This is a genomic window from Massilia sp. CFBP 13721, assembly GCF_014842025.1.
Taxonomy (GTDB): Bacteria; Pseudomonadota; Gammaproteobacteria; order Burkholderiales; family Burkholderiaceae_D; genus Telluria.
This window is the reverse complement of sequence record NZ_JACYUY010000003.1, coordinates 44,450-65,154: the sequence shown is the minus strand read 5'-3', so window position 1 is coordinate 65,154 and position 20,705 is coordinate 44,450. Positions and strand designations below refer to the sequence as shown.

Annotated in this window: 14 protein-coding genes; 13 read left to right on the top strand and 1 reads right to left on the bottom strand. The window is 64.6% G+C overall.

The genetic code is table 11. The features are described from left to right. The first annotated feature begins 84 nt into the window (after positions 1-84). Positions 85-1,143, top strand: a complete 1,059-nt coding sequence (aroG, locus tag IFT60_RS03470) for a 3-deoxy-7-phosphoheptulonate synthase AroG (RefSeq protein WP_192049541.1) — start codon at positions 85-87, stop codon at positions 1,141-1,143. A 268-nt stretch (positions 1,144-1,411) separates the two neighbouring features. On the opposite strand, the gene IFT60_RS03465 is transcribed toward aroG, so the two are convergent. Further along, complete coding sequence (locus IFT60_RS03465; protein WP_229510669.1) at positions 1,412-4,195, bottom strand: TonB-dependent receptor; 2,784 nt, start codon at positions 4,193-4,195, stop codon at positions 1,412-1,414. Between the two features lie 376 nt (positions 4,196-4,571). On the opposite strand from IFT60_RS03465, the gene IFT60_RS03460 reads away from it, so the two are divergent. From IFT60_RS03460 to truB, 12 genes are all read left to right on the top strand, one after another. After that, the gene (locus tag IFT60_RS03460) at positions 4,572-5,510 is read left to right on the top strand and encodes an ABC transporter permease (protein WP_192049539.1); all 939 of its coding nucleotides are present in this window, start codon (positions 4,572-4,574) and stop codon (positions 5,508-5,510) included. Positions 5,511-5,521: 11 nt separating this feature from the next. After that, the gene (locus IFT60_RS03455) at positions 5,522-6,523 is read left to right on the top strand and encodes an ABC transporter permease (protein ID WP_229510684.1); all 1,002 of its coding nucleotides are present in this window, start codon (positions 5,522-5,524) and stop codon (positions 6,521-6,523) included. Between the two features lie 7 nt (positions 6,524-6,530). Further along, a complete protein-coding gene (locus IFT60_RS03450) occupies positions 6,531-8,222 on the top strand; it encodes an ABC transporter ATP-binding protein (protein WP_374000387.1) in 1,692 nt (563 codons plus the stop codon). Positions 8,223-8,291: 69 nt separating this feature from the next. Further along, positions 8,292-9,242: a DedA family protein/thiosulfate sulfurtransferase GlpE gene (locus IFT60_RS03445; protein ID WP_192049537.1), complete on the top strand. Its 951-nt coding sequence runs from the start codon at positions 8,292-8,294 to the stop codon at positions 9,240-9,242. Between the two features lie 294 nt (positions 9,243-9,536). Continuing rightward, entirely contained in the window at positions 9,537-10,550 is a 1,014-nt protein-coding gene (locus IFT60_RS03440; protein WP_192049536.1) for a glucokinase, read from the top strand. 421 nt (positions 10,551-10,971) lie between these two features. Beyond that, positions 10,972-11,703 carry an SMC-Scp complex subunit ScpB gene (scpB, locus tag IFT60_RS03435; protein ID WP_192049535.1) on the top strand — a complete coding sequence of 244 codons (732 nt, stop codon included), beginning with the start codon at positions 10,972-10,974 and terminating at the stop codon, positions 11,701-11,703. Next, on the top strand, positions 11,690-13,702 hold the full coding sequence (gene rluB / locus IFT60_RS03430; RefSeq protein ID WP_192049534.1) for a 23S rRNA pseudouridine(2605) synthase RluB: 2,013 nt from the start codon (positions 11,690-11,692) through the stop codon (positions 13,700-13,702). Before scpB ends, rluB begins: the two co-directional genes overlap by 14 nt. Positions 13,703-14,119: 417 nt before the next feature. Continuing rightward, entirely contained in the window at positions 14,120-14,608 is a 489-nt protein-coding gene (gene rimP / locus IFT60_RS03425) for a ribosome maturation factor RimP (RefSeq protein ID WP_192049533.1), read from the top strand. Next, positions 14,605-16,170 carry a transcription termination factor NusA gene (gene nusA, locus IFT60_RS03420; protein ID WP_192049532.1) on the top strand — a complete coding sequence of 522 codons (1,566 nt, stop codon included), beginning with the start codon at positions 14,605-14,607 and terminating at the stop codon, positions 16,168-16,170. Before rimP ends, nusA begins: the two co-directional genes overlap by 4 nt. Before the next feature lie 46 nt (positions 16,171-16,216). Next, positions 16,217-19,042, top strand: coding sequence for a translation initiation factor IF-2 (gene infB, locus IFT60_RS03415; protein WP_192049531.1), 2,826 nt, complete (start codon positions 16,217-16,219; stop codon positions 19,040-19,042). A gap of 230 nt (positions 19,043-19,272) precedes the next feature. Then, complete coding sequence (gene rbfA, locus IFT60_RS03410; RefSeq protein ID WP_192049530.1) at positions 19,273-19,689, top strand: 30S ribosome-binding factor RbfA; 417 nt, start codon at positions 19,273-19,275, stop codon at positions 19,687-19,689. Further along, the gene (gene truB, locus IFT60_RS03405; protein ID WP_192049529.1) at positions 19,686-20,606 is read left to right on the top strand and encodes a tRNA pseudouridine(55) synthase TruB; all 921 of its coding nucleotides are present in this window, start codon (positions 19,686-19,688) and stop codon (positions 20,604-20,606) included. The genes rbfA and truB overlap by 4 nt, the downstream gene beginning before the upstream one ends. Positions 20,607-20,705 lie beyond the last annotated feature (99 nt).

The window sequence follows — 20,705 nt, the reverse complement described above, 5'->3', positions numbered from 1 at the left end:
ACAAGCGACCAGACCGAACACACGAAACCGCCAGCGATGGCGGTTTTTTCATTTGCAGACCAGACAAACGAACGGAGTAACCGCATGCCTCGCACCGACGATTTACGCATCCGCGAAATGAAGGAACTGACGCCGCCCTCGCACCTGATCCGCGAGTTTCCGGTGACGCCGGCGGCCGAGGAAACCGCATCCGCCGCGCGCGTGGCCCTGCACCGCATCCTGCATGGCCAGGACGACCGCCTGATGGTGGTGATCGGACCGTGTTCGATCCACGACCCGAAGGCGGCGATGGAATACGCGCGGCGCCTGGTCGAACAGCGGCGCCGCTTTGCCGGCGAACTCGAGATCGTGATGCGCGTGTATTTCGAAAAGCCGCGCACCACCGTCGGCTGGAAGGGCATGATCAACGATCCCTACATGGACAACAGCTTCCGCATCAACGACGGCCTACGCATGGCGCGCGAGCTGCTGCGCGACGTCAATGAGATGGGGCTGCCGGCCGGCACGGAATTCCTCGACGTGATCAGCCCGCAGTACATCGCCGACCTGATCAGCTGGGGCGCGATCGGGGCCCGGACTACCGAATCGCAGGTGCACCGCGAACTGGCTTCCGGCCTGTCCTGTCCGGTCGGCTTCAAGAACGGCACCGACGGCAACATCAAGATCGCAGTGGAAGCGATCAAGGCCGCTTCGCAGCCGCACCATTTCCTGTCGGTGACCAAGGGCGGCCACTCGGCGATCGTCTCGACCGCCGGCAACGAGGATTGCCATGTCATCCTGCGCGGCGGCAAGGCGCCGAACTACGATGCCGCCAGCGTCGACGAGGCCTGCAAGCAGGTCGCCGGCCTCGGCCTGGCCTCGCGCCTGATGATCGACGCCTCGCATGCCAACAGTTCGAAAAAGCCGGAAAACCAGGTGCCGGTGTGCGCCGACATCGCGCGCCAGATTGCCGGCGGCGACGAGCGCATCGTCGGCGTGATGGTCGAATCGCATTTGCTGGCCGGGCGCCAGGACCTGGTGCCGGGCAAGGAACTGGCGTATGGGCAGTCGGTGACCGATGGCTGCATCGACTGGGAAACCAGCGTCGGCGTGCTCGAGGGCCTGGCAGCGGCGGTGCGCCAGCGCCGGTTGCGCGAGGAATAAAAACCGGCATGGACTTTGTCCGGCGTTTCAACCGGCATATGCCGGACCGCGTGGGCTCGGAGAGCCCACCCTACGGTGCGCTACTGTCATCACTGTATCGTTGGCTGCTGTGTAACGTAGGGTGGGCCGGGCGGCGAACCGCTCTGAGCCCACACGGTCGTACCGTCGCGTACCGCAGCGCCTGAGAACGGCAGGATGCGCGTGCGTTTGGGGCGAACCCAATAAAAAACCCGGCCGAAGCCGGGTTCAGGTTACCGCTTAGTACTGCTTAGTACTGATACCGTGCCCCCACCTTGAAGTAGCGGCCGATGGCGCCGCTGGCGTCCATCGGGTTGTAGCTGAGGCCGCCGTAGGTCAGCGGGTCGAGCGGCGCCACCTTGTCGAGCACGTTGTTGATCGACGCGAACAGTTGCAGGTGGCTGGTCACGTTGTAGCGCGCCGACAGGTCGAGCGTGGCGAACGAGCCGAGGCGGCAGCCGTTCGGGGCGTCGGCGCCGTTGGCGAAGCGCGAGGCGCACAGGTCGCCGTCAAAGGCGACGTTTTTCATCTCGCTACGCCAGTTGGCCGTCGCGCTCAAGCTCAGGGCGTCGCGGTCCCACGAGGCGACCGCGCTGATCTTGTTCTTCGGCGTACCCGCGCAGTTCGAGGTGTCGCAGTTGCCGTGGGTGCCGGCGTACTGGTAGCGCACGGTGGCGGATTCGGCCCGTTCCCAGGAGGAGATGTGGGTCCAGGTCAGGCCGAGCGTGGCGCGGCCGTAGTCGCCCAGGCGGATGCGCTGGCGCAAGTCCAGGTCGACACCCTTGACCTCGGTGAAGCTGGAATTGCGGTAGGGCGCTTTCGACAGCAGCAGGCTGCCCGTATTGGGCTGCACGACGCCGTTCACGACCAGGTTGTTGTCGGCGCGGATCGCGTCCGGCAGCGCCGCCGCTTCGTTGTACGGCATCGGGTTGATCTCGTTGCTGCGCTTGATGCGCCAGCCGTCGAGCGCGATGCTGGTGCCCGGCAGCGGATCCCAGACCACGCCCAGGGTCACGCCTTTCGAGGTTTCCGGCTGCAGCGCGGGATTGCCGACTTTCACAGCGCCGACCGCAACCGCGCAATCGGCCAGGGTGGCGCCGCCGGGGGCCGGGGTGCCACCCGGGCAGCGGATCGGGTCGCGCGCGTTGGCGGTGCCGGTGCTCTGGCTGGCCGGGCCCGATTCGGCCGGTCCCGGTGCGCGGAAGCCTTCCGAATAGGTGCCACGCAGCGCGAAGCTCTGGACCGGGGTCCATTTCACGCCGACCTTCGGCGTGGTCGACGAGAAGTTCTCGTAGCGGTCATAGCGCAGCGCGCCATTGACTTCGACCCCTTTCAAAACGGGCGCAGCGACTTCGACGAACACCGCCTTGATGTCCTGGTCGCCCTGCGCCGCCACGTAGGAGGCGTTGATCGAACCGTTCTCGGTGCCCGACAGGGAAGGATTGTCGAGTTTCTCGCGGCGGTATTCGGCGCCGAAGGCCACGCCCAGGGCGCCGCCCGGCAGCTGCATCAGTTCGCGCGAGGCCTTGAAGTCGAGGATGTCCAGGCGCGTGGTCGAGTGCGAGGTGGCGCTGCGCGCGATCGCCGCGTACAGCGAAGCCGGATTGCGGCCGGCCTGGTTGCCGATGTAGTAGGGGAACAGCGGGCTGGCCGGGTTGCCGAGCGCAGCGGCCAGGGCCGGCATGACCAGCATGTTGCTGTAGTCGAGGTCGAGCGTCGAGCGCGAGTGCACGTAGGCCGTGTCGTAATCCCAGCCATACATCTGTCCCTTGACGCCGACCACGGCGCGCATGAAGGCATTGTCGGCCGAACGGGTCGAGGGGCCGACGTCGAAGGCCGAATAGCGCAGGTTGACCGGCACGCCGTAGGGGTTTTGCGGGTGGTTGGCGGCCAGCACGATGGCGTTGGCGCCAGAGCCGTAGTTGATGACGCCGGTCGGGAACTGGGCGTTCGGCGGGAAGGCGACCGTCGGCGAGACCGATGGCGGGATCAGCGTGAACTCGGTGTCGCGGCGCGAGTAGCCGGCTTCGGCATACAGTTCGTGGCCGCCGCCGAGGCGCTTGCCGAAGCGGGTGTAGAGGTTGATGCCGCTGATCTCGGGCTGCATCGAGCGGAACTGGTCGGCGTACCAGAGGCAGCCGCCGGCCGGGTCTTGCGCGGTCGTGGTCGACAGTGCCGAGCAGCCCGGCAGCGAGACGTAGTTGCCCGTCACCGGATTGCGCAGCGCGCCGGTCGGGGTCGCGCTCGAGGCGCCTGGGGTGATGAAGCCGGCGGCGAACTGGGTGTTCTGCGGATAGCCCCATGGGCGGATGTCGCCGGCGCCGATCCAGTCGCGTCCGGCGCGGTCCTTGTTCATCAGCTCGCGGTTCGAATACGACTCGATGTTGAGCAGGACATTGTAGCCTTCCTGGTCGAGCGTGCCCACGCCCCAGGTGATCGATCCCTTGGCCATTTCGCCGTCGTGGTAGCGCGACTGGCCGACTTCGCCCTTGAGCACCAGGCCGGTGAAATCGCGGCGCAGGATGATGTTGACGACGCCGGCGATGGCGTCGGCGCCATAGGTCGAGGAGGCGCCGTCCTTGAGGATTTCGATGCGCTCGACCGCTTCCATCGGCACGGTGGAAAGGTCGGTAAAGCTCTTCTGGCCATCGTCGGCGCGCGCGAACGGCGCCATGCGGCGGCCGTTGAGCAGCACCAGGGTCGAGGTGGCGCCGAGGCCGCGCAGCGAGATGGCGGTGGAGCCTGCCGCGAAGCCGTTGCCGAAGCCGGTCGGCAGCGAGCCGGCGCCGTCGGCGGTCAGGGTTTGCAGGTATTCGGAGACGGTGCTCTTGCCCGACTTGACGAGGTCTTCGCGGGTGACGACCTGGACCGGCGAGGCGGTTTCGGCGCTGGCGCGCTTGATACTCGAGCCGGTCACTTCGACACGGGCGATCGGCGCGTCCGCCGTCCCGCTCACCTGGGCGAAGGCGGGCAGGGCGAAGGCGCTGGCCAGCGCCATGGAAACGGCTTGCGACATCATTGTTCTTTTATGCATCTCTACTCCAGAAATAGCCAAAGGGAAATTTTTATAGAACATATGCATGTTATTTTTCGGAAAAATCTGGTTCAGACTTTCCATGGATGCGCTGTGCATATGCGATATCGTTTGTCCTGAGTCGAAATGTAGTCGGTTCATTTCGGCGTATTTATAAAAACATGTAGCGAAAGCAACGTCAAGGTAACGTGGATATGCATGACATGGAAACAACACTTTGACATTTGAAACGTGTGGCGATTGACAGCTCAGCGGTATCGGGCATGCGCAGGCGTTGCTGCGGTGCAGCAGATCGAAGTCGCCGGGGGCGACCGATTCAGGGTATGGTTACGCCTTTTGGATACGGCCGGGTGCGCAGGGCGCGTTTGGTAAAAGTATGCTGGCTTACATATTGCGCCGACTCTGGCAGATGCTGCCAACCATGGCGGGCGTCATCTTGCTCGTCTTCGTGCTGTTCAACTGGGTCGGCGGCGACCCGTCCTATCTGCTGGCCGGCAAGATGGCGGACGAGGCGGCGATCGCCAACATCCGCGCCCAGCTCGGCATCGACCAGCCGTATCACGTGCAGCTGTGGATCTTCGTCCAGCAGATCCTCACGTTTGACTTCGGCAACGCCTGGAGCACGGGCGAACCGGTGTCGCACATCATCGCCAGCCGGCTCGGACCCTCGCTGACGGTGCTGGTGCCCCTGACCATCCTCGAAACCTTGTTCGGCATCGCGCTGGCCCTCGGCATCGCCTTCGTGCGCGGCTCGCTCACCGACCGCGCCGTGATGGTGGCCTGCACGGTCGGCATGTCGATCTCGATCCTGGTCTACATCATCGTGTTCCAGTACTTTTTCGCCTACAAGCTGGGCCTGTTTCCGGTGCAGGGCTGGGGCAACAGCCTCGGCGACAACCTGCTGCGTTATGCGCTGCTGCCGATCATCATCGGCCTGGCGGTCTCGATCGCGCCGACGCTGCGCCTGTACCGCAGTTTCGTGCTCGACGAAGTGCACCAGGATTACGTGCGCACCGCGCGCGCCAAGGGCTTGAGCGAACGCCGCATCGTCTGGGTACACGTGCTGCGGAATGCCGCGATCCCGATCATCACCCACGTGATGGCGAACCTGCCGGCGCTGCTGATCGGCGCGTTCTTGCTGGAGCGCTTTTTCGGGATTCCCGGTATCGGACGCGAAGTCATCCTGGCGGTGGAGCGCAGCGATTTTCCGGTGATCAAAGCGATCACCGTGTATGTCGCGGCCGCGACCATGGTCTTCAACCTGTTGGCCGACCTGCTGTATGGCGCGGTCGATCCGCGCGTGCAACTCAAATGAGGGCGGCCGTGATGGAACACGCCGTCTCGCCCGGCCTGTGGACGCTCGCCTGGCGCCGCCTGCGCGCCGACCGCGTCGCGATGGCGGCGCTGGCCGTGGTCGGCGCTTTCCTGCTGATGCTGGTGTTGTCGGGCGCCGGGCTGGTCGCCAGCGACTGGGAAGAGGAGGTGGCGGTGAATTACGCGCCGCCGGGTTTTGTCGGGCCTGACGCCGCCACGGATGCACTGGCGCGCCCGCAGGCGCCGCCGCCGCCGAATGCCTTCGACCCGCTGGCGGAGGAACTCGCGCAGTTGAAGGCTGAGGTGCAAGCCACCCATCCGCCGCGCGCGAAAGCGCTGACGCTGCCCTTCGGCGCCGATAAATGGGGGCATGACGTGCTCAGTAAAACCATCAAGGGCGGCGAGACCTCGATCGTGGTGGGGCTGGTCGCGGCCTTCGTCGCGGTTGCGCTCGGCACCTTGTTCGGCGCCGTCTCCGGCTTTTTCGGCGGCGTCGTCGACGACCTGTTCAACTGGTTCTACAGCATTTTTACCTCAATTCCATCGATCCTGATGATCTTGACGGTTGCCGCCGTGCTCCAGCAAAAGGGCGTGACGACGATCGTGCTGATCCTCGGCCTGACCGGCTGGACCGGCCCCTACCGCCTGATCCGCGCCGAATACATCAAGCACAAGGCGCGCGAATACGTGATGGCGGCCGATGCGATTGGCGCCTCCAGCTGGCGCAAGATGTTCTCGCACATTTTCCCGAACGTCTCGCACGTGGCGCTGGTGCAGCTGTCGATCCTGGTCGTCGGCTTCATCAAGGCCGAAGTCATTTTGTCCTTCCTCGGCTTCGGGGTGCCGGTGGGGACCGTGTCCTGGGGCAGCATGCTGAACGAGGCGCAGAACGAGCTGATTCTCGGTAAATGGTGGCAGCTGGCGGCCGCGGCCGGCGCGATGGCGCTGCTGGTGACGGCGTTCTCGCTGTTCACCGATGCGCTGCGCGATGCGCTCGACCCGAAATTAAAGTGAGCCAGCGATGAGTATGGAACCGACGATGCTGCTGCAGGTACGCGACCTGCGCATTGCCTTTCGCGTCGACAAGAAGAATACGGTCGAAGCGATCAAGGGCATTTCCTTCGACGTGCCGCGCAACGCCACCGTGGCGCTGGTGGGGGAATCGGGCAGCGGCAAGTCGGTCAGTTCGCTGGCCGTGATGGGGCTGCTGCCGGCGGAGACGACCATCGTCGATCCGGGTTCGAGCGTGCTGTTTAACGGGCGCGAGCTGTTGCAGCTGTCCGTGGCCGAGCGCCGCCAGCTGTGCGGCAAGGACATCGCGATGATTTTCCAGGAGCCGATGTCGTCGCTGAATCCGGTGTTCACGGTCGGCTTCCAGATCGGTGAAGTACTGCGCCTGCACATGGGCATGGGCAAGAAGCAGGCGCGTGCGCGCACGCTGGCATTGCTGGAAGAGGTCGGCATTCCCGATCCGGCCAACAAGATCGACGCCTACCCGAGCCAGATGTCCGGCGGCCAGCAGCAGCGCGTGATGATCGCGATGGCGATCGCCTGCGAACCGAAATTGCTGATCGCCGACGAGCCGACCACCGCGCTCGACGTGACGATCCAGAAGCAGATCATGGAACTGATCGCGGCCCTGCAAAGGAAGCACCGCATGTCGGTGCTGTTCATTACCCACGACCTCGGGCTGGTGGGAGAGATTGCCGACCGCGTGATCGTGATGCGCCATGGCGAAGTGCGCGAGGAGGGCAGCGCCGGCCAGGTGTTCGGCGCGCCGCGCGACGCCTATACCCGCGCGCTCTTGCATTGCCGCCCGACCCTGGATAGCCGCCCGGTGCGGCTGCCGGTGATCGACGATTTTTTAAGCGGCCGCAGCGATCCGCTTGCGTCGCTGCCGCAGCGTACGCGCGGCTATGCGCCCGACGACGAGAACGTGCTGGTTGTGAATAACCTGGCCAAGAGTTTTACCCTGCGCGACGGCTTGTTCCGCAAACGCGCGTTTCACGCGGTAAAGGACGTGTCGTTCACGCTGCCGCGCGGGAAAACCTTGGGCGTGGTCGGCGAATCTGGGTCCGGCAAGACCACGGTCGGCCTGACCCTGCTACGCCTGCACCGCGCCAGCGGCGGCAGCGCGCATTTCGACGGACGCGATTTGTTCGCCATGTCGGACCGGGAATACGCGGCCTATAAACGGCGCATCCAGATCATTTTCCAGAATCCATATGCCTCGCTCAATCCGCGCTTCACGGTCGGACAGATCCTGCTGGAACCGATGCGCATCCATGGCATTGGAAGTGACGACCGCGAACGCACCAAATCGGTGCATGCCTTGCTGGAACGGGTCGGCTTGCCGGCGCAGGCGTTCGGCCGCTATCCGCACGAGTTTTCCGGCGGCCAGCGCCAGCGCATCGCGATTGCGCGCTGCCTGACGATGAAGCCGGAAATCCTGGTCTGCGACGAATCGGTGTCGGCGCTCGACGTCTCCGTGCAGGCGCAAGTGTTGAACCTGCTGCAGGACCTGCAGGACGAGTACAAGCTGAGCTACATTTTCATTTCGCACGACTTGTCGGTGGTGCGTTACATCGCCGACCGGGTGATGGTGATGCACCACGGCAGCGTGGTCGAGATGGCGGATTCGGACGCGCTCTACTGCAATCCGCAGCACCCTTATACGCAGTCGCTGCTCGCTGCCATTCCACGCGTTGCATAAAAATTACAGAAGCGCTTACAGGAATCGGCGCCGCCAGCCGGAGATGCGGAATTCCGCTACCATGAAGGGATGTCCCAGCTCACTGTCCTGATCCAGAACTACGGCGTCTTCCTCGTCTTCGGCACCGTGTTGCTGGAGCAGTTCGGCCTGCCGATTCCCGCCTTTCCCGTGCTGGTGCTGGCCGGCGCGATGGCGTTCGAGGGCGGCGCCAGCTGGCAGCTGTGCCTGCTGGCGGTGGTGCTCGCCTGCATGGTGTGCGACTATTTCTGGTTCCGCGCCGGGCGCTTCTACGGCAAGCGCGTGCTGCGCCTGCTGTGCCGCATTTCGCTGTCGCCCGATTCCTGCGTCAACCAGACCGAAGACCGCTTCCGCCGCTACGGCCCGAAGTCGCTGCTGGTCTCGAAATTCGTTCCCGGCTTTAACACCATCGCCGCGCCGATGTCCGGCGCGCTCGGCACCGATACCCGCAGCTTCCTCGGTTTTTCCGTCACCGGCGCGCTGCTCTGGGGCGGTACCGGGATCGCGGTTGGCGCGATCTTCCACGACAGCGTCGACCGTGTGCTCGGCGCCCTGGAAACCATGGGCAGCGCCGCGCTGATGGTGCTGGCCAGCGTGCTGGCGCTGTTCGTCGTCTATAAATATGTCGAACGGCGCCGCCACCGCGCCACCCTGGCGGTGCCGCGCATCGCGATCGCCGAACTGGAGGCGCTGATGGACGGCGGGCACGATCCGCTGATCATCGACGCGCGCAGCGTGACGGCCCAGGCGCTCGAGTCCGCCATTCCCGGTGCGCTGCTGTTCAATACTTGCGAACCGGGCCAGTTGATGGCCGGGCTGGACAAGGACCGGCACATCGTCGTGTATTGCAGCTGCCCCAACGACGTCACGGCGGCGCAGGTGGCGAAGCAATTCCTGGCCAACGGGTTTCACCGGGCACGGCCGCTGCATGGCGGGCTGGATGCCTGGCATGCGCATCATGGGATTGCAGGTGACCCGCAGGTAGCGCCCGGGCCTGCTTGACGTAGTAGGACTACTTTCGTCTTTGGCGCGGCTGTTGTATCACGTAGGGTAGGCTCTCCGAGCCCACGCGGTTCGCCGGTTGCGTAACGCAAACGCCATTCTATTCGCCTCCGTGCATGGTCCCCGGCAGTCAATTACACGCGGATTGCGGACGCGTCGTACCGCGTGGGCTTGGAGAGCCCACCTGCGGTGCACGACGGCCAACAATTTCCTTGTACCTAAACTACAAAATCTGCTTGTCAGTCCGCAAAGAAATCCAGTAAGCTTGGGTCTCCCCCAGCCTGATTCTCTGCAATGACTGCTTCCTTGCCCGCACACCTCGCCCCCCACGCCAGCCCGTTCGATAGCGCGCGCCTGCTGGCCGACGTCGGCGGCACCAATGCGCGCTTTGCGCTCGAGCGGGCGCCGGGGCGCTGCGAGGCGGTGCAGGTGCTCGCCTGCGGCGACCATGCGAGCTTTGCCGACGCCATGCGCACCTACCTGGCCTCGCCCGCGGTGCAGGCCGCCGGCCCGGTGCGCCATGCGGCGGTGGCGATCGCCAATCCGGTCGATGGCGACCAGATCCGCATGACGAACCACCACTGGCAATTCTCGATCGAGGCGGTGCGCCTTGAGATTGGCCTGGAGACGCTGTTGGTGGTCAACGATTTCTACGCCCTGGCGCGGTCGCTGCCGCACCTGCCTGAATCCGGCAAGGTGCAGGTCGGCGGCGTCGCCGCCCGTGCCGGCGCACCGCTCGGTTTGCTTGGCGCCGGTACCGGCCTGGGCGTCTCCGGCCTGATTCCGGCGGGCGGCAACTGGACCGCACTCAACAGCGAAGGCGGGCACGTTACCTTTGCCCCGGCAAACGAACTCGAAGTCGCGATCCTGCAATACGCCTGGCGCGAGTTCGAGCACGTCTCGGCCGAGCGCTTCCTGTCGGGCGCGGGCGTCGAACTGATCTACCGCGCGCTGGCCCACGTGCAGGGCAAGGTGTCGGAAAACCTGTCCGCGCCGGAAATCTCGCGGCGCGCGCTGGCGGGGGAATGCGCCTTGTCGGATCAGGTCGTCGATGTCTTCTGCGGCATGCTCGGCTGCGCCGCCGGCAACCTGGCCGTGACCCTGGGTGCACAGGGCGGCGTGTACATCGGCGGCGGCATCGTGCCGCGCCTGGGCGAACGCTTCGCCGCGTCCCCGTTCCGCCAGCGCTTCGAACAGAAGGGCCGGTTCGCTTCTTACCTGGCCCAGGTGCCTACCTACGTGATCACTGCCGAATATCCGGCTTTCCTTGGGGTGTCCGCCGTTTTGGCGGAAAAACTGTCGGCTTGAAGCCAAAGCGGCCACGCAGCCCTTGCGCAAATGGCCGTTCCTGTGTTTTATCGGTTACAATGGCCCGCAGTTGAAAGAAACGATGTCGATCGCCATCACGGCGCGCCTATCTCAAGGCCGCGTGTAACATCCGCGTTTCGTCGAATCAGTTTCGTCGGAAATCATCTGTAGGCCGCCCGCCTTGCACGCGTGCAGCCCTGTGCGTGGGTCCTGTCCCGCCACCGTTATTCCGCCCGCCGCGTCCAAGCGCGGGCCCTTGATTCCTGTTTAATTAAGCAGCAATGCGTTAGCAGCACTGCGCGAACAGCATTGCGAACCGCGTCGGCGACTGGCCTGCGCTGCGCCCATTCCGGCCAGCCGTCCACCGCTGGACGCTTATTTGTTTGATAGTTTCCTGGCGCGAGCCTGAATAACGTCGAGAATGAAGACTGATGAGGCCAAGCGGGTCCTCGAGACCGCCTTGCTGTGTGCGCGCGAGCCGATGTCGCTGCACGGCATGAAGAAGCTGTTTGCCGACGTCGACGCCAACGGGCGCGTGCTCGGTATTGGCGTCGGCACCGACACCATCAAGTTGCTGCTCGAAGAATTGCGCCACGACTGGCAAGACCGCGGCATCGAGATCGTCAGCCTGGCCTCCGGCTGGCGCTTCCAGAGCCGCCCCGAGATGAAGCCATATCTCGACCGTATCACGCCGGAAAAGCCGCCGAAGTATTCGCGCGCCACGCTCGAGACGCTGGCGATCATCGCCTACCGCCAGCCGGTGACGCGCGGCGACATCGAGGAAATCCGCGGCGTCGCGGTGAACTCGCAGACGATCAAGATGCTGGAAGACCGCGGCTGGATCGACGTCGTCGGCCACCGCGAGGTGGTGGGACGGCCGGCCCTGCTGGGTACGACGAAGCAATTTCTCGACGACTTGGGTCTGGCATCGCTGGGGCAATTGCCTCCGTTAGACAGTATTGCCGACGCCCAGGATGGGCGCAGCCTGGAGGCGCTGGAAGCGGCGCTGCAACAGAATTTTAATAAGACGGACGCGCCTGCGGACGTCGACGAACAAGTTACTTCACCCGTTGAAGTCCCGATACACGACCCGCAACCGGCCTTCGGCGTGGACAGGGTCAACAACATTGATACGAACGATGAATCCAACTGACACCGATACCATGCCTGGCGAACCGGGCAAGGACGAGGCGGCCAAACCGAAACGCCGCACCAAGGCTGCCGCCGCTGCGCCTGCCGCTGACGCTCCTGTTGCAGCCGCTGCCGACACTGCGCCGGCCGCGAAGCCGAAGCGCCGCACCAAGGCGGCCATCGCCGCCGAGGCGGCGGCGAACGCTGCCGCCGTGCCTGCTGTAGCGGCCGCGCCTGCGCCTGTTGCTGCACCTGTTGCCGACGTTGCCCCGGCACGCGTTTCGGTGCGCAAACCGCGCGCACCGAAGGCCAAGCCAGCCGAAGCGCCGGCCCAGGCAATGGACACCTGGCCGCAGCCGGCCGCAACGCCTGCAGCGGCGCCAACGACCGACAACATGGCCGCCGCCGATGCGTCGCGCCCGGAGCCAACCAAGGCCGACGGCCAGCGCAAGCCGCGCGGTCCGCGCCAGATGCGCGAACAGCGCGCCGTGCGCGAAGCGCGCCAGCCGGCGCCGGCCGCCGTGCTGGCTACCGCGCCCGAGGCGCAGGCAGCCGACGCGCAGCCAGCGGCGACCGAGCAGGGCGCCGCCAACGCGGAAGTGCGCCGCGAACCGCGCCAAGGCAAGGGCAAAGGCAAGAACAACAAGGGCACGCCACGCAATGCCCAGCCAAACGGCCAGCCGAATACCCAGGCAGGCGCCCAGCAGGGCGGCCGCGGCCAGGGCGGCAAGCAGGGAGGCAAAGGCAAGCCGGGCGGCAAACCAAATGACGCCGACGCCGTGTTCTCGTTCGTCACTTCGGACGCGTTCGATGCCAACGACGGCGGCCGTGGCCAGCAGTCGAAGGCGGTGCGCCGCGACCTGACCTCGGACGACGACGCGCCGAAGCTGCACAAGGTGCTGGCCGAAGCCGGCCTCGGTTCGCGCCGCGACATGGAAGACCTGATCGTTGCCGGCCGCGTATCGGTGAACGGTGAGCCTGCCCACATCGGCCAGCGCATCCTGCCGACCGACGCCGTGCGCATCAACGGCAAACTCATCCAGCGCCGTGTCAACAGCAGCAAGCCGCCGCGTGTGCTGGTGTACCACAAGCCGGCCGGCGAAATCGTCAGTCACGACGATCCGGAAGGCCGTCCATCGGTGTTCGACCGCCTGCCGACCATGAAGACCGGCAAGTGGCTGGCCGTCGGCCGCCTCGACTTCAATACCGAAGGCCTGCTGCTGTTCACGACTTCGGGTGACCTGGCGAACCGCCTGATGCACCCGCGCTACAACATCGACCGCGAATACGCCGTGCGCACGCTGGGCGAGCTCGAAGAAGGCATGCGCCAGAAGCTGCTGGCCGGCGTCGAGCTCGAAGACGGCCTGGCCAACTTCACGAAAATCGCCGACGGCGGCGGCGAAGGCATCAACAAGTGGTACCGCGTGGTGATCGGCGAAGGCCGCAACCGCGAAGTGCGCCGCATGTTCGAGGCGGTGGGACTCACCGTCTCGCGCCTGATCCGTACCCGTTACGGCGCGATGACGCTGCCCTCGGGCCTAAAGCGCGGCCGTTGGGAAGAGCTGGAAGAAAACGACGTGCGCAGCTTCATGTCCGCGTTCGGGATCGAGAAAAAGGGCGCCGCCGGCGATGGCAAGGGGAAAGGCAAGGGCGGGCAGCAGGCCGATCCGCGCCGTTCCGACGGCAACCGCATCGACCGTGCCGACGCGAATCGCAACGTCGACCCATTCGGTCCGCCGGTGGCGCGCGTCGGCGTGCCGCCGCGCGGCGGCCAGGGCCAGATGCCAACCGGTCGTGGCGCAGGTGCCGGCGGCGGCAAGGGCCGCGGCGGCAATGCCGGCGGCTTCGGCGGCGGTGCATCGGGTCGTCCGGGCAGTGGTGGCGGCAGCAGCCGTCCACGCCAGCCGGATCCGCTGCAGACGACCTTCGGCTTCGGCAACGCCGGCGGTGCGCGCCGCGGCGGTGGCCATGGTTCGCGCGGCGCCGAGCCGGGTTTGCCGCGTCGCGGCCGCAGGGGCTAAATAGTCGAAAAGCCAGGTGCACCGTAGCATGGGCACTTGTGCCCATGCGGATCACCGCTTGAATTATGACGCCGTGTCCTCATGTGGGGTGACCGGGTTCAACGGTAACGTTTTACATGCGGTGCGAACGCGTGGGCTCGAGAGCCCACCCTACGGTGCGCGACGGTTAACGGTGAAGTCTCGGGCCTGTTCGATATCCGCTTTAATATCGTGCGCAGCCGTTGTTGGCTAGCCCATAAAATGGTATGTCGATTGCAGCGTGCCCTCGAATACGTTATAATTTGCAGCCTAATCGAAGTCCTTTCCCAGTATTAAATTGGTGCAAGTGCTTTCATCTGGTTGGGTTGTAAATACAAAAGATGGGCAGATGCCCATTTTTTTTTTGGTAAAACGTTTTAACGCCCTTGGAGAAGTGTCGTGCAGCAGTTTGATTTGATCGCCAAGACAGTCGGTGGCCTCGGCTATGACCTCGTTGATGTTGAACGCGGCGAGCGCGGTGTGCTGCGTGTGTTTATCGATTTCCCGGCTGCCGTCGCGGAAGAGAAGGGCTTGATTACCGTCGAGGACTGCGCAAAGGTGAGTCACCAGTTGTCGCACGTGCTGACGGTGGAGAACGTCGATTACGAACGTCTCGAGATTTCGTCGCCCGGGCTGGACCGCCCGGTGCGCACCCTGGCCGATTTCGAGCGCTTCGCCGGCCATGAATGCACGGTGAAGCTGCGTCTCGCCATGCCGGGCACCGCGAACCGGAAGACCTATACGGGCATCCTGGTCGCGCCGGAAGGCGACAAGATCGGTCTGGAATTTGAAGGTAAGGATGGGCCCGCGTTGTTGGAATTTACGCTGGCCGAATTGGACAAGGCACGGTTGGTGCCGCAGGTGGATTTTAGGAGTCGCAAAGCATGAGTCGCGAAATTTTGTTATTGGTTGATGCGCTTGCGCGCGAAAAAAACGTCGATAAGGAAGTGGTGTTCGGGGCGCTCGAGTTCGCCCTGGCCCAGGCCACCAAAAAACGCTATGAAGGCGAGGTCGACATTCGCGTGAGCATCGATCGCGACAACGGCGAGTTCGAAACTTTCCGCCGCTGGCACGTCGTGCCCGATGAGGCCGGCCTGCAACTGCCGGACCAGGAAATCCTGCATTTCGAAGCAAAAGAACAGATCGCCGACATCGAAGTCGACGAGTACATCGAAGAGCCGGTGGAATCGGTCGACTTCGGCCGCCGCTTCGCCCAGGACACCAAGCAAGTCGTCCTGCAGCGCGTGCGTGATGCCGAGCGCGAACAGATCCTGCAAGACTTCCTCGAGCGCGGCGATTCGCTGGTGACCGGCACGATCAAGCGCATGGAACGCGGCGACGCGATCGTGGAATCGGGCAAGATCGAAGCGCGCCTGCCGCGCGACCAGATGATCCCGAAAGAGAATCTGCGTATCGGCGACCGCGTCCGTGCCTACATCCTGCGCGTGGACCGCAACATGCGCGGCCCGCAGGTGATCCTGTCGCGCACCGCGCCGGAATTCATCATGAAGCTGTTCGAACTGGAAGTGCCGGAAATCGAGCAGGGCCTGCTGGAAATCAAATCGGCTGCCCGTGACGCCGGCGTGCGCGCCAAGATCGCGGTCTTTACCAGCGACAAGCGCATCGACCCGATCGGTACCTGCGTCGGCATGCGCGGTTCGCGCGTGCAGGCCGTGACCGGTGAACTCGGCGGCGAGCGCGTCGACATCGTGCTGTGGTCGGACGATCCGGCCCAGTTCGTCATCGGCGCCCTGGCGCCAGCGAACGTGTCGTCGATCATGGTCGACGAAGAAAAGCACGCGATGGACGTCGTGGTCGACGAAGAGAACCTGGCGATTGCGATCGGCCGCTCCGGCCAGAACGTGCGCCTGGCCTCGGAACTGACCGGCTGGAAGATCAACATCATGACGGCCGAGGAATCGGCCAACAAGGTGGCGCAGGAAACGGCATCGATCCGCACCCTGTTCATGGAAAAACTGGACGTCGACCAGGAAGTGGCCGACATCCTCGTCGAGGAAGGTTTCTCGAGCCTGGAAGAAATCGCCTACGTGCCGATTTCGGAAATGCTGGAAATCGAATCCTTCGACGAAGAAACCGTGAACGAGCTGCGTACCCGTGCCCGTGACGCCCTGGTGACCGAGGCGATCGCTTCGGAAGAGGGCCTGGAAGGCATGGAAGAGCAACTGGTCAACCTCGAAGGCATGGACCGCACGACTGCCGGCAAGCTCGGTCTTGCAGGCATCAAGTCGGTGGAAGCCTTCGCTGGCCTGGCCTACGACGAATTCGGCGCCATCCTGGCCCTGTCGTCGGACCGCGCCCGTGAACTGATCAAGAATGAATTTAATGATGTGACCGACGATGAGATGAAGCTGGTCGACAGTAAATATGATGACCGTGTCAAAGCGCTGCAGGCGAAAGCCTGGAGCCTTGCAGAAACGGCCAAGGCATAATTTGCAAATCTTTATCATCTCCGCGACACATAGAAAAGAGGACTGAATGGCGAGTAACAACGTAGCCCAATTTGCCACCGAACTGAAGATGCCTGCAGATTTGCTGCTGACGCAGCTGCGTTCCGCCGGCGTCGATAAAAGCTCGACGTCAGATCCCTTGTCAAAGGATGATAAGGACAAGCTGCTGAACCACCTGCGCCGTACCCACGGCGCGGCGGATGCGACCGAGAAGAAGAAAATCACGGTCACCCGCAAGGAAACGAGCGAGATCAAGCAGGCGGACGCATCGGGCAAGTCGCGCACGATCCAGGTCGAAGTGCGCAAGAAGCGCACCTTCGTCCAGCGTGACGACCCTGCCCAGGCGCCGGCCGCCGCAGCCCCGGCCGCACCGGTCGTCGACGAAGCCGAAATCGCACGCCGCGAGGAAGAGTCGCGCCGTCACGCCGAGCTCGTCGCCCGCCAGGAAGCCGACCTGCGCGAAAAGCAGGAACGCCTGGCCAAGCTCGAAGCGGAACGCGCCGAACAGGCCAAGGCCGACGAAGAGCAGGCCAAGCGCGACGCCGCCGAAGCTTCCAAGCGCGATGCCGCCGCTGCCGCTGCCGCGAATTCGGCAGCCAGCGAGCAAGCCAAGCAGGCTGCCGCCGACGAAGCCAAGCGCAAGACGGAAGCCGCCGCCAAGGAAGCCGCCGAACGCGCTGCCGCCACCGAGCGTGCACGCAAGGCCGTGGCCGACGAAGTCGCCCAGATCAAGCTGATGATGGCGCAGCCGCGCCGCGTCATCAAGGCGCCGGAACCGGTGCCGCCGCCGGTCGTGGCCAAGCCGGCCGCACCTGCCGGCACGCTGCACAAGCCTGCCGACAAGAAGCCGGCCGACGGTACCGCCGCCAAGCCGGGCGACAAGAAGCCGGGCGACAAGAAGTCGATCAAGTCGGCGAACGTCTCCTCGACCTGGTCGGACGACGCCAAGAAGCGTGGCGCGCCGAGCGGTGCCAAGGGCCGTGGCGCCCCGAGCGCGCCGAGCGGCCGCGACGGCTGGCGTTCGGGTGGCCGTAGTGGTGGCCGCCGTTCGCACGGCGACGACCGCGAAACCAACTTCCAGGCGCCGACCGAGGCGATCGTCAAGGACGTCCACGTTCCCGAGACGATCACCGTGGCCGAACTCGCCCACAAGATGTCGGTGAAGGCGTCGGAAGTCATCAAGCAGCTGATGAAGCTGGGCCAGATGTGCACCATCAACCAGGTGCTGGACCAGGAAACCGCGATGATCGTGGTGGAAGAGATGGGCCACAAGGCCTTCGCTGCCGCCGAGGACGATCCTGAAGCGCTGCTGGCCGACCAGGGCGAACACGCCGAGTTCGAATCGACGGCGCGTGCGCCGGTGGTGACCGTCATGGGTCACGTCGACCACGGTAAAACCTCGCTGCTGGATTACATCCGCCGTGCGAAAGTAGCTGCTGGCGAAGCCGGCGGCATTACCCAGCACATCGGTGCGTACCACGTGGATACCCCACGCGGCATGATCACCTTCCTGGATACCCCGGGTCACGAAGCGTTCACCGCGATGCGTGCCCGTGGCGCCAAGGCGACCGACATCGTCATCCTGGTGGTGGCGGCGGACGACGGCGTGATGCCGCAGACCAAAGAGGCGATTGCCCACGCAAAAGCCGCCGGTGTGCCGCTGGTCGTGGCGATCAACAAGATCGACAAGCCGGGTGCGAACACCGACCGCGTCACGCAGGAACTGGTGGCCGAAGGCGTGGTGCCGGAAGAATACGGTGGCGATTCGCCATTCGTGCCGGTGTCGGCCAAAGTCGGTACCGGTATCGACGACCTGCTCGAGCAAGTACTGCTGCAGGCCGAAGTGCTGGAACTGAAGGCGCCGGTCGGTGCGCCGGCCCGTGGCCTGGTGGTCGAATCGCGCCTCGACAAGGGCCGCGGCCCGGTCGCGACGATCCTGGTGCAATCGGGTACCCTGCGCCGCGGCGACGTGGTGCTGGCCGGTTCGGCGTATGGCCGTGTCCGTGCGATGCTGGACGAAAACGGCAAGGCGATCACCACCGCCGGTCCATCGATCCCGGTCGAGATCCAGGGCCTGACCGAAGTGCCGGCTGCCGGCGAAGAAGTCATGGTCATGGCCGACGAGCGCAAGGCGCGTGAAATCGGTCTGTTCCGTCAAGGTAAGTTCCGCGACGTGAAGCTGGCCAAGCAGCAGGCGGCGAAGCTGGAAAACATGTTCGACCAGATGGGCGAGGGCGAGGTCAAGAACCTGCCGCTGATCATCAAGACGGACGTGCAGGGTTCGCAGGAAGCACTGGTCGGTTCGCTGCAGAAGCTGTCGACTTCGGAAGTGCGCGTGCAGGTCGTCCATGCGGCGGTCGGCGGCATCACCGAGTCGGACGTCAACCTGGCGGTCGCATCGAAGGCAGTCATCATCGGCTTCAACGCCCGTGCCGACGCCCAGGCGCGCAAGGTGGCCGAAGCCAATGGCGTGGACATTCGTTACTACAGCATCATTTACGATGCGATCGACGAAATCCGCACCGCACTGTCGGGCATGCTGGCGCCGGAAAAGCGCGAGACCATCACCGGCCAGGTCGAGATTCGCCAGGTCATCCTGGTCTCGAAAGTCGGCGCGATCGCGGGCTGTCTGGTCACCGATGGCGTGGTCAAGCGTACCTCGTCGGTCCGCCTGCTGCGCAATAACATCGTCATCTGGACCGGCGAGATCGACTCGCTCAAGCGCTTCAAGGACGACGCGAAAGAAGTCCGCGCCGGTCTCGAGTGCGGCCTCTCGCTGAAGAACAACAACGAGATCCAGGTCGGCGACGTGCTGGAAGTGTTCGAAGTGACCGAAGTGGCCCGTACGCTGTAATTTCTCAGCGCGGCCTCGAAAGCGCCATCCGCCGGGCCCCGTGCCCAGCCGATGGCGTTTTTTTATGACTTCCCGACGGCTTATTTTCTATCCGCGTTGGTGGTGCACCGTAGGGTGGGCACTCGTGCCCACGCGTACGCACCTCTGCCTGTCGAACCGCGCGCGCAAGTCCGTACGCCCCGCACACCCCATTCGATGTACCATCATCAAAAAAACATAAAGCAATCACCATGGCAAAACACAGCAAAACCATTCCCCAGCGCGGCCTGCGCGTCGCCGACCAGATCCAGAAAGACCTGTCGGAACTGATCGCCTTCGAGCTGAAGGACCCGCGCGTCGGCATGATCACCCTGACCGAAGTCCAGCTCACGCCCGACTATGCCCACGCCAAGATCTACTTCACCCTGCTCAAAGACAGCAAGGAAGAAGTCAAGCAGACGCTCGAGGGCCTGAGCAAGGCGGCCGGCTACCTGCGCAACATGTTAGGGAAGCGCCTGCACATCCACACGCTGCCGCAACTGCACTTCGTGCACGACACCTCGACCTCGCGCGGCCTGCAGATGTCGGCGCTGATCGACCAGGCGAACGCCGTGCGCGCCGCCGACTTCGACGACGGTTCCGCGTCCGCAGCTGAAGACACCAAGTGAACACCCGTCCGCCAAAAAAACCGCGCGACCTCGTCGACGGCGTCTTGCTGCTGGACAAACCGGTCGGCCTCTCGTCGAACGACGCGCTCATCAAGGCCAAGCGCGTGATGAACGCGAAAAAGGCCGGCCACACCGGCACCCTCGACCCGTTCGCCACCGGCTTGCTGCCGTTGTGCTTCGGCGAGGCGACCAAGTTCTCGCAAGATCTGCTGGAAGCGGACAAGACCTACGAGGCGACGGTCCACCTCGGCATCATGACGAATACCGGCGACACCGAAGGCGAAGCGATCGAAACGCTGCCGGTCGACGTCACGCTCGCCCAGATCGAGGCGGCGCTGGCGCGTTTCCGCGGGCCGATCCTGCAAGTGCCGCCGATGTATTCGGCCCTGAAGCGCGACGGCAGGGCCTACTACGAATACGCGCGCGAAGGCATCACGCTCGAACGCGAGGCGCGGCCGGTGACGATCCACGGCCTCGAACTGATCGGCTACGAGGCGCCGATGCTCAAGATCCGCGTCACCTGCAGCAAGGGCACCTACGTGCGCGTGCTGGGCGAAGACATCGGCGCCGCGCTCGGCTGCGGCGCCCACCTGAACGCGCTGCGCCGCATCCAGGTCGGCGCGCTGACGGCGGAGAGCATGATCACGCTGGAGGACTTGCAGGCGCATGCCGAACCGCTGTCGCTGCTGGCGCCGGTCGATGCCTTGCTGTCGACTTTCCCGTCAGTGGAACTCACGCCGGAACTGGCGAAGCGCTTCCTCAACGGCCAGCGCCTGGCGCTGGGCAAGGAGTCGGTGATGGTGCCGGCCGAGCCGGGCAGGGTGCGCGTGTACTGCGAGGGCAAATTGCTTGGGACCGCGAATTTGCAGGAATACGCGGTGCTGGCGCCCGAGCGCTTGATCGCGGCGGCGCAATAAGCGGTAGGGTGGGCGCCCCGTGCCCACGCGGACAGCAGCGCTGTGTTAGCGGTGTTTTGGGCCACCGGTCACGCGCTTTTCGCGCGAACGCCCTCGTGT

Coding starts and splice junctions, on each gene's coding strand:
- IFT60_RS03445 (WP_192049537.1), top strand. CDS start 8,292: ATGTCCCAGCTCACTGTCCTGATCCAGAACTACGGCGTCTTCCTCGTC.
- IFT60_RS03440 (WP_192049536.1), top strand. CDS start 9,537: ATGACTGCTTCCTTGCCCGCACACCTCGCCCCCCACGCCAGCCCGTTC.
- IFT60_RS03455 (WP_229510684.1), top strand. CDS start 5,522: ATGGAACACGCCGTCTCGCCCGGCCTGTGGACGCTCGCCTGGCGCCGC.
- aroG (WP_192049541.1), top strand. CDS start 85: ATGCCTCGCACCGACGATTTACGCATCCGCGAAATGAAGGAACTGACG.
- IFT60_RS03450 (WP_374000387.1), top strand. CDS start 6,531: ATGAGTATGGAACCGACGATGCTGCTGCAGGTACGCGACCTGCGCATT.
- infB (WP_192049531.1), top strand. CDS start 16,217: ATGGCGAGTAACAACGTAGCCCAATTTGCCACCGAACTGAAGATGCCT.
- rbfA (WP_192049530.1), top strand. CDS start 19,273: ATGGCAAAACACAGCAAAACCATTCCCCAGCGCGGCCTGCGCGTCGCC.
- IFT60_RS03460 (WP_192049539.1), top strand. CDS start 4,572: ATGCTGGCTTACATATTGCGCCGACTCTGGCAGATGCTGCCAACCATG.
- scpB (WP_192049535.1), top strand. CDS start 10,972: ATGAAGACTGATGAGGCCAAGCGGGTCCTCGAGACCGCCTTGCTGTGT.
- nusA (WP_192049532.1), top strand. CDS start 14,605: ATGAGTCGCGAAATTTTGTTATTGGTTGATGCGCTTGCGCGCGAAAAA.
- rluB (WP_192049534.1), top strand. CDS start 11,690: ATGAATCCAACTGACACCGATACCATGCCTGGCGAACCGGGCAAGGAC.
- IFT60_RS03465 (WP_229510669.1), bottom strand. CDS start 4,195: ATGCATAAAAGAACAATGATGTCGCAAGCCGTTTCCATGGCGCTGGCC.